Origin of the sequence: Streptococcus sp. 9903, assembly GCF_013276625.1 — a bacterium.
In the GTDB taxonomy this organism is placed as follows: Bacteria; Bacillota; Bacilli; order Lactobacillales; family Streptococcaceae; genus Streptococcus.
In genome coordinates, this window is the sequence record NZ_VMLI01000021.1 from 35,175 (window position 1) to 50,874 (window position 15,700).

General features: G+C 40.0%; 13 protein-coding genes. 10 read left to right on the forward strand and 3 right to left on the reverse strand.

The features are described from left to right. Positions 1 to 2,064 (forward strand): heavy metal translocating P-type ATPase, encoded by a 2,064-nt coding sequence (locus HT696_RS08160; RefSeq protein WP_173283535.1) that lies wholly within the window; start codon positions 1 to 3, stop codon positions 2,062 to 2,064. 76 nt (positions 2,065 to 2,140) lie between these two features. On the opposite strand, the gene tyrS is transcribed toward HT696_RS08160, so the two are convergent. Further along, positions 2,141 to 3,397: a tyrosine--tRNA ligase gene (tyrS, locus tag HT696_RS08165; RefSeq protein WP_173283536.1), complete on the reverse strand. Its 1,257-nt coding sequence runs from the start codon at positions 3,395 to 3,397 to the stop codon at positions 2,141 to 2,143. A gap of 141 nt (positions 3,398 to 3,538) precedes the next feature. Between tyrS and pbp1b the strand changes: the two genes are divergently transcribed. From pbp1b to HT696_RS08195, 6 genes are all read left to right on the forward strand, one after another. After that, a complete protein-coding gene (pbp1b, locus tag HT696_RS08170) occupies positions 3,539 to 6,022 on the forward strand; it encodes a penicillin-binding protein PBP1B (protein ID WP_173283537.1) in 2,484 nt (827 codons plus the stop codon). A gap of 82 nt (positions 6,023 to 6,104) precedes the next feature. Then, positions 6,105 to 7,016 (forward strand): DMT family transporter, encoded by a 912-nt coding sequence (locus HT696_RS08175; RefSeq protein ID WP_173218863.1) that lies wholly within the window; start codon positions 6,105 to 6,107, stop codon positions 7,014 to 7,016. A gap of 228 nt (positions 7,017 to 7,244) precedes the next feature. Further along, positions 7,245 to 7,943: a 2,3,4,5-tetrahydropyridine-2,6-dicarboxylate N-acetyltransferase gene (gene dapD / locus HT696_RS08180; protein ID WP_050392043.1), complete on the forward strand. Its 699-nt coding sequence runs from the start codon at positions 7,245 to 7,247 to the stop codon at positions 7,941 to 7,943. 67 nt (positions 7,944 to 8,010) lie between these two features. Beyond that, the gene (locus tag HT696_RS08185) at positions 8,011 to 9,141 is read left to right on the forward strand and encodes an N-acetyldiaminopimelate deacetylase (RefSeq protein ID WP_050392044.1); all 1,131 of its coding nucleotides are present in this window, start codon (positions 8,011 to 8,013) and stop codon (positions 9,139 to 9,141) included. Between the two features lie 11 nt (positions 9,142 to 9,152). Beyond that, complete coding sequence (locus HT696_RS08190; RefSeq protein WP_050392045.1) at positions 9,153 to 9,692, forward strand: 5-formyltetrahydrofolate cyclo-ligase; 540 nt, start codon at positions 9,153 to 9,155, stop codon at positions 9,690 to 9,692. After that, entirely contained in the window at positions 9,676 to 10,353 is a 678-nt protein-coding gene (locus tag HT696_RS08195) for a rhomboid family intramembrane serine protease (protein WP_173283538.1), read from the forward strand. The genes HT696_RS08190 and HT696_RS08195 overlap by 17 nt, the downstream gene beginning before the upstream one ends. Positions 10,354 to 10,419: 66 nt before the next feature. Here the strand turns inward: HT696_RS08195 and galU are convergent, their stop codons facing one another. Together galU and HT696_RS08205 are read right to left on the reverse strand one after the other, a co-directional pair. Further along, positions 10,420 to 11,319 carry a UTP--glucose-1-phosphate uridylyltransferase GalU gene (galU, locus tag HT696_RS08200; protein ID WP_050392047.1) on the reverse strand — a complete coding sequence of 300 codons (900 nt, stop codon included), beginning with the start codon at positions 11,317 to 11,319 and terminating at the stop codon, positions 10,420 to 10,422. Between the two features lie 21 nt (positions 11,320 to 11,340). Beyond that, positions 11,341 to 12,357, reverse strand: a complete 1,017-nt coding sequence (locus HT696_RS08205; RefSeq protein ID WP_173218867.1) for an NAD(P)H-dependent glycerol-3-phosphate dehydrogenase — start codon at positions 12,355 to 12,357, stop codon at positions 11,341 to 11,343. 222 nt (positions 12,358 to 12,579) lie between these two features. Here HT696_RS08205 and HT696_RS08210 point away from each other — a divergent pair, with 222 nt between their 5' ends. The 3 genes from HT696_RS08210 (at position 12,580) to HT696_RS08220 (ending at position 15,675) form a co-directional block, all read left to right on the forward strand. Beyond that, positions 12,580 to 13,500 carry an XRE family transcriptional regulator gene (locus tag HT696_RS08210; RefSeq protein ID WP_049524741.1) on the forward strand — a complete coding sequence of 307 codons (921 nt, stop codon included), beginning with the start codon at positions 12,580 to 12,582 and terminating at the stop codon, positions 13,498 to 13,500. A gap of 350 nt (positions 13,501 to 13,850) precedes the next feature. Beyond that, positions 13,851 to 14,531 carry an ABC transporter ATP-binding protein gene (locus HT696_RS08215; protein ID WP_173283539.1) on the forward strand — a complete coding sequence of 227 codons (681 nt, stop codon included), beginning with the start codon at positions 13,851 to 13,853 and terminating at the stop codon, positions 14,529 to 14,531. Continuing rightward, positions 14,521 to 15,675: an FtsX-like permease family protein gene (locus HT696_RS08220; RefSeq protein WP_023943969.1), complete on the forward strand. Its 1,155-nt coding sequence runs from the start codon at positions 14,521 to 14,523 to the stop codon at positions 15,673 to 15,675. The genes HT696_RS08215 and HT696_RS08220 overlap by 11 nt, the downstream gene beginning before the upstream one ends. Positions 15,676 to 15,700 lie beyond the last annotated feature (25 nt).

The window sequence follows — 15,700 nt, forward strand, 5'->3', positions numbered from 1 at the left end:
ATGTCTTTTAAAGTGCTACATAGAGGATACCAACATATCCGACTATCATCTTCTTTTTCACTCACCTTGGATATTCAAGACTATCTTCGTTCCTTGGCGAGAGACGAAAAGGGGATTGAGTCTATCCAGTTTTACATGGATCAACAGCACTTTACTCTACGTATAAAAGAAGGCTTCTCTGTATTAGACAATGCAGAAGCCTTTTTAAAAAGAATTGATAAAGGGAAAGTTTCTGAGTTGATGACTCTTCCTGTTCGTAGAGAAGAGAGTGCCTATTCTATCGTTTCAGGTGCAGCGATTAAGCGTGTGCTTTTTCGTAGTCTTGTGCCGTCTCCTATTCGTTATATATGGACTTGTTATCAGGCTTTTGGATATGTTAAAGAAGCCTATCAAACACTAGCGCGTAAGGAACTAACGATGGAGGTCTTGGACTGTTCGGCGATTTTATTGTCCTTGTTTATGAACCAATCCAAGACAGCTAGCAATATCATGTTTATGCTTGATTTGGGGAATCATTTAGATCAGTGGTCCTTGAAAAAAACTGCAACAGATTTAGAACAGAGTCTTCTTGCAAAAGAGAGCGATGTATTCCTAGTACAGGGCGATACGGTTGTTAGTATCAAGAGTTCTGATGTTCAAATAGGAGATGTCTTGATATTATCTCAAGGAAATGAAATTCTGTTTGATGGACAAGTAGTTTCAGGTTTAGGTATGGTCAACGAAAGCTCCTTGACGGGAGAGAGTTTTCCAGTTGAAAAAAGAGAGTCTGATTTGGTTTGTGCAAATACAGTATTAGAAACTGGAGAGTTACGCATTCGTGTAACCGATAATCAGATGAACAGCCGGATTTTACAACTGATTGAGTTGATGAAGAAATCTGAAGAAAACAAGAAAACGAAACAACGCTATTTCATCAAGATGGCGGACAAGGTCGTCAAATATAATTTCTTGGGGGCTGGGCTGACTTACCTATTAACAGGTTCTTTTTCTAAGGCTATCTCTTTCCTATTGGTCGATTTCTCCTGCGCTTTGAAAATCTCTACTCCTGTAGCTTATTTGGCAGCTATCAAGGAGGGATTGAACCGTGAAATGGTGATTAAGGATGGAGATGTTCTGGAGAAATATCTGGAAGTTGATACTTTCTTGTTTGATAAGACGGGAACAATCACAACTAGCTATCCGATAGTTGAAAAGGTGTTACCTTTTGGGGACTATAGTGAGGAAGATATTCTCAGAATCAGTGCCTGTCTTGAGGAACACATTTATCATCCTATTGCTAATGCCATCGTCAAGCAAGCCGAGATAGAGGGGATTGAACATGAGGAAATGCATGGGAAACTCCAATATATCGCAAGCAAGGGGATCAAATCTCATATCGATGGGCAACCAGTTGTTATTGGGAATTATGTTTTGATGCAGGATGAGCAAATTCATATCAGTTCAGAACAAAATGCTTTAATTGAAGAGTACAAGAGTCACTACAATCTCTTATTCTTAGCCTATCAGAATGAATTGATTGGAATGTTCTGCATTCATACTCCTTTGAGAAAAGAAGCCAAAGCAGCCTTGGAGAAACTTAAGGCACAAGGGAAAAAATTGATTCTGGCAACAGGGGACACCTTGGTTAGAACAGAGGAATTAGTCAAAGATTTGCCCTTTGATCAGGTCTATACAGACTTGAAACCTGATGGGAAATTTGAGTTAGTAGAGGAACTGCAGAAAGCAGGGCACACTATTTTGATGGTTGGGGATGGGTTGAATGACTCAGCTGCTCTAACCCTATCAGATATCGGTGTGGTGATGAATGAGAGTGCAGATATTTCTAAGCAGATGAGTGATATCTTATTGTTAGATAATCGTTTGGATTTCTTCCAAGAGTTGGATTCGCTATCATCATCTTTGCAAACACTCATCAAGAAGAATATTCAAGATACCGTTGTCGTAAATAGTAGTTTGATTGGCTTTGGCTTGTTTAATTGGCTCAGTCCTTCAAATCTCTCTATCTTACATAATCTAACAACCTTACGCATAGTCCTGCGTAGCCTGTCTATTAAGGCTAGATAGATGTGGTTATCAACAACAAAAAGGAGTTACCTTTCTCGAGGGTAACTCCTTTGTTTATAGGTAAATGTTGAACAATTTAGTAAGTCAATACAAAGTATTTTTTCTTACCACGACGGATAACAGTCAGTTCGTTCTCTAACTTATCAGCGTCACTCAAGACATATTCAAGGTCTTGGATACGGTCGCCATTTAAGTAAATGGCTCCGTTTTGAACATCTTCACGGGCTTGGCGTTTTGAGTTAACTACACCAGATGAGACGAGCAGTTCCACGATATTGTGGTTTTCATCTGCTTGAACTTGGTAGTTTGGTACACCCCGAAGTCCTTGTTTGAGCTCTTTAACAGAAAGGTTTTTGATGTTTCCTGCAAAGAGTTGCTCAGTGATATTGAGGGCTTCTTTGTAAGCTTCTTCGCCGTGAACAAGAGTTACGACTTCACGAGCCAAGACTTTTTGTGCCAAGCGTTCATGTGGAGCTGCTTCAAATTGTTTGCGGATGTCTTCAATCTCATCAAGTGACAAGAAAGTAAAGATTTTCAAGAAGCGAACAGCGTCAGCGTCCATCACGTTCATCCAGAATTGGTACATTTCATATGGGGAAGTCTTTTCAGGATTGAGCCAAACTGCGTTTCCTTCTGATTTACCAAATTTCTTACCAGTTGCATCGGTAATCAGTGGAACAGTGATAACGTGACCAGTTTTGTCAGCCTTACGACGAAGCAATTCAGTACCAGCTGTCATATTTCCCCACTGGTCAGAACCACCGATTTGAAGAGTGACATTATGGTCTTGGTTAAGGACGAAGAAGTCGTACCCTTGCATGATTTGGTAAGCGAACTCAGTGTAAGAAATCCCTGTTTCGATCCGTTTTTTCACAGACTCCTTGCTCATCATGTAGTTGACAGTGAAGTATTTTCCGATATCACGGAGGAAATCAATGAAGCTGATGCTGCCAAACCAGTCGTAGTTGTTGACCATGACAGCTTTATTTTCACCATTTTCAAAGTCAAGAAAACGAGAAAGTTGTCCTTGGATAGACTTGACCCAGCCCTCTACTGTGTCTTTTGTTTGGAGACTACGTTCAGCATCTTTGAAGGACGGATCTCCGATGAGACCTGTAGCACCGCCAACGAGCGCATAAGGTTTGTGACCTGCTAGTTGCAAGCGACGACTTGTCAAGATTGCGACAAGGTGGCCTAGGTGAAGGCTGTCAGCAGTTGGATCGTAGCCAGTATAATAAGAAACTTGACCTTCTTCTAGGGCTTTACGCAAAGCTTCTTCATCAGTCGTTTGAAAAATCAAACCACGCTCTTTTAGCTCATCAAAAATGTGCATGTGTCTTTTCTCCTTTTTAAAATTATTGTTTCTACCTATTGTATCATAAACTCGGGCAATAGCCTAGCAGAATAGGGAAGAAAGTGGCTATTTTATTGAAAGTTTCCCTTTTATGGTATAATAGATAGAGTGAGGAAATCCATGCAAAATCAATTAAATGAATTAAAACGAAAAATGCTGGAATTTTTCCAGCAAAAACAAAAACATAAAAAATCAGATAGGCCGGCCAAGAAAGGTTCAAGTGTCCAAAAATCTAAATCCCTAGATAGACCAGCCATTTTTCCAGCTATTTTACTGAGTATAAAAGCCCTATTTAACTTACTCTTTGTGCTCGGTTTTCTAGGAGGAATGTTGGGAGCTGGGATTGCTTTGGGGTACGGAGTGGCCTTATTTGACAAGGTTCGGGTACCTCAGACAGAAGAATTGGTACATCAGGTCAAGGACATCTCTTCTATTTCAGAGATTACCTATGCGGATGGGACGGTGATTGCTTCCATAGAGAGTGATTTGTTGCGCACTTCTATCTCATCTGAGCAAATTTCGGAAAATCTGAAGAAGGCTATCATTGCGACGGAAGATGAACACTTTAAAGAACATAAGGGTGTAGTACCCAAGGCGGTGATTCGTGCGACCTTGGGGAAATTTGTAGGTTTGGGTTCCTCAAGTGGGGGTTCAACCTTGACCCAGCAACTGATTAAACAGCAGGTGGTTGGGGATGCACCGACTTTGGCTCGTAAGGCGACAGAGATTGTGGATGCTCTTGCCTTGGAACGTGCCATGAATAAGGATGAGATTTTAACGACCTATCTCAATGTGGCTCCCTTTGGCCGAAATAATAAGGGGCAGAATATTGCAGGAGCTCAGCAGGCAGCTGAGGGGATTTTCGGTGTAGATGCCAGCCAGTTGACGGTTCCTCAAGCAGCATTTTTAGCAGGACTTCCACAGAGTCCCATTACTTACTCTCCCTATGAAAATACTGGAGAGTTGAAGAGTGATGAAGACCTAGAAATTGGCTTAAGACGGGCTAAGGCAGTTCTTTACAGTATGTATCGTACAGGTGCCTTAAGCAAGGACGAGTATTCTCAGTACAAGGATTATGATCTTAAACAGGACTTTTTACCATCGGGCACGGTCACAGGAATTTCACGAGACTATTTATACTTTACAACTTTGGCAGAAGCTCAAGAACGTATGTATGACTATCTAGCTCAGAGAGACAATGTCTCCGCTAAGGAGTTGAAAAATGAGGCAACTCAGAAGTTTTATCGCGATTTGGCAGCCAAGGAAATTGAAAATGGTGGTTATAAGATTACTACTACCATAGATCAGAAAATTCATTCTGCCATGCAAAGTGCGGTTGCTGACTATGGCTATCTTTTAGACGATGGAACAGGTCATGTAGAAGTAGGGAATGTCCTGATGGATAACCAAACAGGTGCTATTCTAGGCTTTGTAGGTGGTCGTAATTATCAAGAAAATCAAAATAATCATGCCTTTGATACCAAACGTTCGCCAGCTTCTACTACCAAGCCCTTGCTGGCCTATGGGATTGCTATTGACCAGGGCTTGATGGGAAGCGAAACGATTCTGTCTAACTATCCAACAAACTTTGCTAATGGCAATCCGATTATGTATGCTAATAGTAAGGGGACAGGAATGATGACCTTGGGAGAAGCTCTGAACTATTCATGGAATATCCCGGCTTACTGGACCTATCGTATGCTTCGTGAAAAGGGTGTTGATGTCAAAGGTTATATGGAAAAGATGGGTTACGAGATTCCTGAGTACGGTATTGAGAGCCTGCCAATGGGTGGTGGGATTGAAGTCACAGTTGCCCAGCATACCAATGGCTATCAGACCCTAGCAAATAATGGTCTATATCATAAAAAACATGTGATTTCTAAAATTGAAGCAGCAGATGGTAGAGTGGTATATGAGTATCAGGATAAACCGGTTCAAGTCTATTCAAAAGCTACTGCGACAATTATGCAGGGATTGCTACGAGAAGTTCTATCCTCTCGTGTGACAACAACCTTCAAGACGAATCTGACTTCTTTAAATCCTACTCTAGCCAATGCAGATTGGATTGGGAAGACTGGTACAACCAACCAAGACGAAAATATGTGGCTCATGCTTTCGACACCTAGATTAACCCTAGGTGGCTGGATTGGGCATGATGATAATCATTCATTGTCACGTAGAGCAGGTTATTCCAATAACTCTAATTACATGGCTCATCTGGTAAATGCGATTCAGCAAGCCTCACCAAGCATTTGGGGGAACGAGCGCTTCGCTTTAGATCCTAGTGTCGTAAAATCCGAAGTCTTGAAATCAACAGGCCAGAAACCAGGGAAGGTTTCTGTTGAAGGAAAAGAGGTAGAGGTCACAGGTTCGACTGTTACCAGCTATTGGGCTAATAAGACAGGAGCGCCAACGACCAGTTATCGCTTTGCTATTGGTGGAAGTGATGCGGATTATCAGAATGCTTGGTCTAGCATCGTGGGGAGTCTACCAACTCCATCAAGCTCCAGCAGTTCAAGCAGTTCAAGTAGTTCAAGTAGTAGTTCTAGCGACAATAGCAACTCAAGTGCTACACGACCTTCTTCTTCAAGGACGAGACGATAAGTTCTATGAACTGTGCTAAATGAAGTGGCCAATCAATGGATTGCCACTTTTTTCTTTTTTCCTTTCGTGTTACAATAAAGGTATGAATCAGTATCAGAAAAAGATTGTTAAAGGAACCATTTATTCTCTTCTATCCGGCCTAATCTGGGGAATCTGTGGGATTTTAGGAGAGTACTTCTTTACTCATTATCAGGTGTCTTCGGGCTGGATTACCTCTATGCGTTTGACACTGGCAGGAAGTCTTGTACTCATTTGGTCTGCGATGCAATTAAAATCGCAAGTGTTTGATATTTGGCGAGACAAGAAAAATTACCTGCCCTTTTTGGCCTATGCTATTTTGGGGATTTTTTCAGTCCAATATTTTTTCTATCTCTGTGTAGAATACTCAAATGCAGCGACAGCGACTATTTTACAGTTTATTAGCCCTGTCTTTATCCTCTTTTACAATCGCTTGGTTTATCAAAAACGAGCGTCAAAAAGTGCTATTTTCTATGTTTTGATTGCTATGCTGGGTGTTTGCCTGATGGCGACAAAAGGCGATCTCTCTCAGTTATCCATGACGCCACTAGCCCTTATAACAGGTCTGTTGAGTGCCATGGGGGTTATGTTTAATGTTATCTTACCCCAACCTTTTGCGAAACGCTATGGTTTTGTACCTACGGTTGGGTGGGGGATGATTTTGGCAGGTTTATTTAGCAATGTCCTCTCGCCGGTTTACCAGCTTTCCTTTACTCTGGATATTTGGGGTATCTTGATTTGCCTCATTATCGCTTTTTTCGGGACGGCTTTTGCCTTTTTCATTTCCATGAAGGCAGTGTCCTTGGTTTCTCCTTTGGTGGTTTCTGTTATCAGTGCCAGTGAACCTCTCTCTTCTGCTCTCTTGAGTGTTTTGTTCTTAGGATTGGTAGTGGATTGGTCCCTTCTTCTAGCGATGGCCTTGATTATTTTGCCTATGATATTTTTGTCTATAGAAGAAGCGAAAGAAAGTAGATAAAAGTCTTTTCTTAATTCTAAAAGTGTGCTATACTAGAATAGTCAATAAAACACGGGGAGATAGTTGTGAAGAGTGTTTTTAGGTTGTATCGGTAGGGGCTTGCTTTTACCGACAGCACGTTTTATCTCACATCCCTAAAAAATCATACCTAAAAACAGACAAAAAGGCTTCAAATTTGAGGCCTTTTTTGGTAGAATAGTTATCATTATAAAGAATGAGAGGCCTTTTATGACTGCTACAAAAATGAGCGCACAAGAAATTATTCAATTTATCGCCAATGCTGAAAAGAAAACCAGTGTGAAAGTAACCTTTGAGGGAGAACTTGCAACTGCTGTACCTAGCTCTATTGTTAAACTAGGGAATGTCTTATTTGGAGACTGGAAAGATGTTGCTCCGCTTCTCGATGGTTTGGTAGAAAATCAAGACTATGTTGTTGAGCAAGACGCTCGTAATTCTGCCGTTCCTTTGCTAGATAAACGTGCTATCAATGCTCGTATCGAGCCAGGTGCGATTATCCGTGATCAAGTTGAAATTGGTGACAGTGCTGTTATCATGATGGGAGCAGTCATCAATATCGGTGCTGAAATTGGTGCAGGAACCATGATTGACATGGGGGCTATCCTTGGTGGCCGTGCTATTGTTGGGAAAAACAGTCACGTTGGTGCAGGTGCCGTTCTTGCAGGTGTGATTGAGCCAGCTAGCGCAGAACCAGTCCGTGTTGGAGATAATGTTCTTATCGGCGCTAATGCAGTGGTCATCGAAGGAGTTCAAATCGGTAGTGGTTCAGTTGTCGCAGCAGGAGCTATTGTTACCCAAGATGTCCCAGAAAACGTAGTAGTAGCAGGTGTTCCAGCTCGTATCATCAAAGAGATTGATGCCCAAACCCAACAAAAAACAGCGCTAGAAGATGCGCTTCGTACCTTATAATTGTAAAAGAAAAATAGAGGCGGAACCCTTCTTCCAGCCTCTTTCTGCTATATAGGAGGACAGATAGATGTTAGATTTGATTCAGACTAGACGAGATTTGCACCAGATTCCAGAGATTGGCTTGGAGGAGTTCAAGACTCATGCTTATTTGCTAGATGTGATTGAGAAATTGACTGCGGGCAAGAAGTTTGTTCAAGTTCGTACTTGGCGGACAGGTATTTTGGTCTATTTGCAGGGAAGTCAGCCAGAGAGGACCATTGGTTGGCGGACAGATATTGATGGTCTGCCTATCGTTGAACAAACAGGATTTCCTTTCGCTTCTCAGCACCAAGGTAGTATGCATGCTTGTGGACATGATTTCCACATGACCATTGCCTTGGGCTGTCTTGAGCGCGCCCTTGAGGAGCAACCAAAGAACAATCTACTCTTCCTATTTCAGCCTGCTGAAGAAAATGAAGCTGGTGGCATGCTCATGTATGAGGATGGCGCTTTTGGAGACTGGTTGCCAGACCAGTTTTATGGCCTCCATGTCCGTCCAGATCTGAAAGTTGGCCAGATTGCGACCAATACTCATACACTTTTTGCAGGGACTTGTGAGGTGAAGATTCGTTTCAAAGGCAAAGGTGGCCACGCAGCCTTTCCGCATGAAGCCAATGACGCTTTGGTGGCGGCTAGTTACTTTGTAACCCAAGTGCAGTCAGTTGTCAGCCGCAATGTCAACCCAATCGAGGGAGCAGTGGTGACCTTTGGCGTTTTTCAGGCTGGAACAACCAACAATGTCATCACAGACACAGCCTTTTTACATGGAACTATTCGTGCCTTAACTCAGGATATGAGCCTCTTGGTGCAAAAGCGGGTCAAAACAGTTGCAGAAGGAGTTGCAGCTGCCTTTGATATGGAAGTTGAAGTGGAACTCAAGCAAGGTGGATACCTACCTGTTGAGAACAATCCAGCCTTGGCGCGTGAACTGATGGATTTCTTTGAAGAAAAAGACGGAATCGAGCTGATTGATATCGAGCCTGCTATGACAGGTGAAGACTTTGGTTATCTTCTTTCAAAGGTTGATGGTGTTATGTTTTGGCTAGGTATCGATAGTCCCTACGCTCTTCATCACCCTCAAATGAGTCCTAAGGAAGAGGCTTTATCTATTGGGGTGGATGCGGTCTCTAGTTTCCTGAAAAAGAAGGCAGCAGAGTAGAGGAATTGTCTATGAAAGCAGAATTACGCAAGCAAGTCTTGCAAGAAATGAAGACTATATCTCAAGAGCAAAAACAGGCTATAGAGCAAGCTTTAACCGAGCGATTGTTACAACACCCCTTTTACCAAGAAGCCAAGGTTATTGCAACCTATCTCTCTTTTCCTCATGAGTTTCAAACGCAGGGATTGATTGAGCAGGCGCTGAAGGATGGCAAGAAGGTTCTGATACCCAAAACCTATCCCAAGGGGCACATGGACTTTGTGGTCTATGATCCGCAGCAGTTGGTAAAAACTTCCTTTGGCTTACTGGAACCACAGGGAGATTTGGAAGTATTGGATGCCTCTAAGATTGATTTGATTCATGTTCCGGGGCTGGCTTTTACGACAAAGGGTTATCGAATTGGCTATGGCGGAGGTTATTATGACCGCTATCTGGAACAGTTTACTGGTCATACTTTGAGTACGGTTTATCATTATCAAGTTCAGGACTTTATCCCTGAAAAGCATGATATTCCTGTTCAGGAGGTTCTGATTGATGAAAGAAATCTTTGATAGGCGTTACCCTGTGACGAGTTTCTTCCTCTTAGTGACGACCTTGGTATTTCTACTAATGTTGGTGACCACAGGAGGAAACTTTTACAGGGCAGATACCCTATTTCGATTTGGAGCTATGTATGGGCCTGTTATTCGGCTCTTTCCCGAGCAGGTTTGGCGTCTCTTCTCTGCTATTTTTGTTCATATTGGGTGGGAGCATTTCATTGTTAATATGCTTTCGCTCTATTATCTTGGTAGGCAAGTAGAGGAGATTTTCGGATCCAAGAAGTTTTGCTTTCTCTATCTCTTATCTGGAATGATGGGCAATCTCTTTGTTTTTGTATTTAGTCCAAAATCCTTAGCAGCAGGAGCTTCTACTTCTCTCTATGGGCTATTTGCTGCGATTATCATTCTTCGCTATGCAACGCGTAATCCTTATATCCAGCAGTTGGGGCAATCTTATCTGACACTTTTTGTGATTAACATTATTGGAAGTGTTCTGATTCCAGGAATCAGTCTAGCAGGTCATATCGGAGGTGCAGTTGGTGGCGCATTTCTAGCAGTTATCTTTCCAGTTAGAGGAGAAAGACGGATGTATGGCGCTAGTCAGAGACTGGTAGCGTTAGTGTTGTTCGTAGGACTCGCAGTCTTACTTCTCTACAAGGGAATGGGGTTGTGACGAAGTTGAAAGAAAATTTGTATAATGAAAAAAGATAAGGCATTTTTTGAACCTTATCTTTTTATGTTATTCTTTTTCAGCTAATTCTTTTCCAAGTTGGATGAGGTAATCTTTCAAGTCATCTTTGACTTGTGGATGTTTGAGGGCGTAGTCAATAGATGTTTTCATAAAGCCAAACTTATCCCCAACGTCGTAACGAGCTCCTGTAAATTCACGGGCGAAAACACGTTGTGTTTTATTAAGGGTATCAATAGCGTCGGTAAGCTGGATTTCATTTCCAGCGCCTGGAGCTTGCTTTTCGAGAATATCAAAAATTTCTGGTGTGAGAAGATAGCGACCGATGATTGCCAAATCACTTGGAGCATCTTCGGGAGCTGGTTTTTCAACGAAAGTTTCAACGCTATAGAGTCCATTGATTCCTTCTCCTTGAGGAGCAATGACCCCATATGATGAAACGTCTTCGTGTGGTACGGGCATGACAGCAATGGTTGATGCGTGTGTCTTTTCGTAATCATTCATCAGTTGTTTTGTCAAAGGAACGGCATTCTCGTCTGTGATGTCCATAAGGTCATCACCCAGCATAACAACGAAGGGTTCATTCCCCACAAAAGCTTTGGCTTGTAGGACAGCGTCTCCAAGACCACGAGGGTGAGTTTGGCGAATGAAATGGAGGCGCATACCAGTTGCTTCATCTACCAATTTTAACAAATCCGTTTTGCCTTTTTCTTTGAGGTTGTACTCAAGCTCAAAGTTTGAATCAAAGTGGTCCTCAATAGAACGTTTTGATTTACCAGTGACAACCAGAATATCTTCGATACCTGATTTAAGAGCCTCTTCTACGATAAACTGGATAGTTGGTTTATCTACAATTGGCAACATTTCTTTAGCAAGTGCTTTGGTTGCTGGTAAAAATCGAGTTCCTAGTCCAGCGGCAGGAATGACTGCTTTTCTAACTTTCAGTGCCATAAGAATCCTTTCTTTAGAGGGTTAAGACCACTCATTTTCTGCTTTAAATTCATTGTTCATGATATCATAAATGGCATCTTTGATATTGGTTCCGTTGTAAATAACTTGGTAAATGGCCTGCGTAATGGGCATATAAACTCCAAGTTCTTGCGCTAGTTCATAGGCTGCTCGAGTCGTTGAAATTCCTTCGATTACCATGCCCATATTGGCTTCGATATCAGCTAGGGATTCTCCACGACCAAGAGCATCTCCGGCTCTCCAGTTACGAGAGTGGATGGAGGTTCCCGTTACGATCAAGTCTCCTACACCAGACAAGCCACTATAGGTCAGTGGATTAGCCCCGAGTGCTACCCCTAGGCGGGTGATTTCTGCCAAGCCTCGAGCGATGATGGCTGCCTTGGCATTGTCACCAAATCCCAAACCATGTAAAGCTCCAGCGCCGACAGCAATAATATTTTTAAGAGCGCCAGCAGTTTCGACCCCGATAACATCCGTATTGGTATAAAGTCGGAAGTAGTGATTACTAAAGAGCTCTTGAACGTATTGAGCTGTGTGTAAATCTTTAGAAGCAGCAGTGATTAAAGTCAGGTCACGCACAATGGTCTCTTCTGCATGGCTAGGTCCTGAAACAACGACAATATCACTGCGGAGATGTTCAGGAATTTCTTCTTCAAGGATGGTTGATAATCGTTTATGGCTATCGGGTTCTAATCCCTTTGATGCGTGCATGATGATAGCCTTATGGTCTAAGGTTTTTGCAACTTGTTGGGCAACAAGTCGTGTCACTTTTGTTGGGACAACAAACAAAATCGCATCTACATCTTTTAATGCCTCTGCTAAGTCGGTGTAGGCAATGATATTTTCGTCTAGAACGACATCTTTAAAGTAGTGCTTGTTAGTATGATAGGTATTAATTTCATTGATTTGTTCGGGAATGTTTCCCCAAATACGTACCTCGTGTCCATTGTCATTTAAGACTTGTGAAAGGGCAGTTCCCCAAGAACCAGGCCCCAAGACGGCGACGGTTTGTTTTTCCATGATTTCCTCCTTAATAGAGTTCTTTCTCTTATTCTATCATATTCTAGAGGATTTTGCACTTGCATTACTGGAGAGTGGTGGCTTTGTGACTTGAAAAATATATAAAAACCGAGACGAAGTATTAAAGTCTTAGTCTTTAGTTAAAGTGAGAAGAAATCTGATAGATAGTTTGATTCAGTATATGCTATAATAGAGGTAAACAACTCAGGAGGTTCTTGTAGGTTGCGAGAGTTTGGCGAAAAAATTAAAAGATTACGTTTGGCTAAAAAAATCAGTCGTTCAGAATTTTGTGGTGATGAGTCTGAATTAAGTATCCGTCAATTAATTAGAATTGAAAATGGAGAATCCAGACCAACACTAACAAAGTTAAAATATATCGCTGAGCGTTTGGGAGTTGAAGATTACAAGTTGATGCCAAGTTATATAGAGTTGGATAAGGAATACCTAGAATTGAAGTATTTCTTGATGAGGACTCCTACATACGAAGATGAAACTATCGCCCAAAAGAAAGAGAGTGTTTTTGATAAGATTTTTGAAGAGTATTATGATAGGCTACCTGAGGAAGAAAGATTTATCATAGATGTTTTACAAGCATATGATGACTTTGGTTGGTGGAATGATGATAGCAATTTAGGAATGATTTTACAAGAGTATTTCGATCACATTTTGTTGAAATCAAAATATGAAGTTAACGATATTTTAATCATAAAGCTATTTTTGGTAAGATTAGTACACCAAGATACGATAATAGATGAGATTGAAGTGAATACCTTCTTAGTAATAGCTGATAAAATTTTACAACAAGTTGAGATGTTTGATATTGAATATTCATTTCTAATCAGAGATTCATTACTTTTGTTGTTAGGAATATTTGAAAAAATTGCTAATTACAGTCAATTTGAAGATATTCTTTACAAATTAAATGAAATTACCTCAAAATCATACGACTATCAGAAAAAACCAATTATTCGACTATGGGAGTGGCGCTATGCATTATTTGTAAAAAAAGATTATCCAGTAGCTGAAAATTATTTTCAAGAAGCAAAAGTATTTGCTAGAATGATTGATAATAGTCATTTGATAGAACAGCTAGAAAAACAATGGCAACATGACCTCCAAGATTTTTTTAAAAATAAACATTAGAAAATAAAAAAAGTGACAAAAATGTCACTAGTTAAAAAGACCGAGAGAAAGTTTTCGAAATCATAAAAACGCATGATATCAGGTGTTTAAAAACTTGATATTATGCGTTTTATCGTTTAAAGAGTTATTATGTTTTTCCCTTAGATTGAGTTCGTATCTAGTTTCTTTTTATACTAATTGAGTACTCATTAGTAGATAAGTTGTTAAAATTAGTGACATTTATGACCTTGGCGAATGTGTAACATAGAAGTATAATAATCCTGTAGAAAAAATAAGGAGAGAAAATATGTTAGTGCTAGTTGTTGCCATTTTTTGGATTTATAAATAATAAAGATAGAATAGGAAGGTCTATGTTAGAACTAAAAAATATTAGCAAAAGTTACGGACAAGGGATGCTAAAAAATAATGTCTTAAGAGAAATAAATTTTAAGGTAGTTGAAGGAGAATTTGTATCGATAATGGGACCATCAGGTTCGGGCAAATCGACATTTATCAATATTTTGGGACTGATTGATTCTGAATTTGAAGGAGAATATATATTAGACGGAAAAAGTATTGAGAAGTTAAATGAAAATCAACAAGCAAGTTACCGTAATCGTGATATTGGATTTGTTTTTCAACAATTTCATCTTATTGATGAATATACTGTTAAAGAAAATATTTTATTATCATTCCTATATTCTGACCAACAGCCAGATATAGAATACATTGATAGTTTATTACAAGACTTAGGGCTTATAGATAAGATGAATGAGTACCCAAGTCATTTATCAGGCGGACAGAAGCAACGAGTTGCTTTAATTAGAGCTCTTGCTCATAAACCTAGATTTCTTATAGCAGATGAACCTACAGGTGCATTAGATGAGAAAAATAGGAATGAGATATTGCAAATTCTACAAAATTTGAATCATTCTGGAACGACAATTATTGTAGTAACTCACGATGAGTTTGTTGCCAGTCATTGTAGAACAAGGTATCGAATGAAAAATGGGTATCTAACATCTGAAGGAGAAGGATTACATGAAGTTTAAAAAGCTGTTAATAGATACTCTAAAACTGTTAAAGAGGAATAAAAGACAAAGTATTCTGACATCCTTAGCCATCACAGTGGCAACATTTGTTTTATTAGTAATACTATCAAGTTCTTCCTATACAACTTCTACATTAGGTAATGATTTAAAGATAGAAGAAGACACAGCAACAATGACTTATACTCCTCAGAATATGTTGGATATTAGAGGGTTTACACAGGAAGATAAACAATTGGTTGAGCAAACTATTGGAAAACATGCAAGACTTTCTTCCAGCTCTTATGCCTTGTATGCTGAAACGTATTTTAATGATTCTAAGCAGAATCTTAGTTTTCGAACATTGGGCGATTTGAATAAGAATGGTTTAGTTGTGCCTGCTTTATTAAAAGGAAGAGCATTAGAGGAACTAGATGGAGGTGTCGCTATTAGCGATAAGGCTCTCATGTCATTGACTAGAAAGGAAAATATTGAAACTTTTTTAGGAGAGACTATCAATATATCTGGAAAAGAATATCCAATTCAGGCAATATATTATGGATCAGCTGTTAATGAAAGATTACCTTCTTTATTGGTTACCAATGAAATCAAAGAGTTACTTTTAGGAGGAAGGGAATATTTTGATGAGTTAGTAGTAGAAACTAATCAGTTGGAGAATATTAATAAGGCTTTATCTGCTTTAGATACTTATGGAATATTCCGCAAGGAAGGAACTTATGGATATATAGATAATAGAAGGGTATATGAGGAAACAAAGGCCCAAGCTACTACAATATTAAATTTCATTGCACTTTTATCAAGTATTTCAATTTTTGTAGCTGGTTTTGGGGTTATGAATGCTATGTTGTCTTCTGTTAGCGAACGTAGTAAGGAGATAGCCATTCGTCGAGCTTTGGGAGCTAAAAAATCTGATATTTATCAATCATATATGATGGAGGGGATTCTTTTATCGCTTCTGGGAGCTATAACTGGTATTGGAGTAGCGACATTATTTGTTGTTTTAATGAACATGAGTGGTTTTGTTACGACATTAACTCTGGATCATATTTTGATTACTCTATTCACAACGGGCGTATTTGGAATTGTATTTAGTATTATGCCTGCAATGGTTGCAGCAAATAAAAATGTTATTGAGGGTCTAAGGTAATGATGGATGTGAATTTAAAGGAGGT

Bases quoted from the DNA above. Each gene is read 5' to 3' on its own strand.
- HT696_RS08160 (WP_173283535.1), top strand. From the start codon at position 1: ATGTCTTTTAAAGTGCTACATAGAGGATACCAACATATCCGACTATCA.
- tyrS (WP_173283536.1), bottom strand. From the start codon at position 3,397: ATGCACATTTTTGATGAGCTAAAAGAGCGTGGTTTGATTTTTCAAACG.
- pbp1b (WP_173283537.1), top strand. From the start codon at position 3,539: ATGCAAAATCAATTAAATGAATTAAAACGAAAAATGCTGGAATTTTTC.
- HT696_RS08175 (WP_173218863.1), top strand. From the start codon at position 6,105: ATGAATCAGTATCAGAAAAAGATTGTTAAAGGAACCATTTATTCTCTT.
- dapD (WP_050392043.1), top strand. From the start codon at position 7,245: ATGACTGCTACAAAAATGAGCGCACAAGAAATTATTCAATTTATCGCC.
- HT696_RS08185 (WP_050392044.1), top strand. From the start codon at position 8,011: ATGTTAGATTTGATTCAGACTAGACGAGATTTGCACCAGATTCCAGAG.
- HT696_RS08190 (WP_050392045.1), top strand. From the start codon at position 9,153: ATGAAAGCAGAATTACGCAAGCAAGTCTTGCAAGAAATGAAGACTATA.
- HT696_RS08195 (WP_173283538.1), top strand. From the start codon at position 9,676: ATGAAAGAAATCTTTGATAGGCGTTACCCTGTGACGAGTTTCTTCCTC.
- galU (WP_050392047.1), bottom strand. From the start codon at position 11,319: ATGGCACTGAAAGTTAGAAAAGCAGTCATTCCTGCCGCTGGACTAGGA.
- HT696_RS08205 (WP_173218867.1), bottom strand. From the start codon at position 12,357: ATGGAAAAACAAACCGTCGCCGTCTTGGGGCCTGGTTCTTGGGGAACT.
- HT696_RS08215 (WP_173283539.1), top strand. From the start codon at position 13,851: ATGTTAGAACTAAAAAATATTAGCAAAAGTTACGGACAAGGGATGCTA.
- HT696_RS08220 (WP_023943969.1), top strand. From the start codon at position 14,521: ATGAAGTTTAAAAAGCTGTTAATAGATACTCTAAAACTGTTAAAGAGG.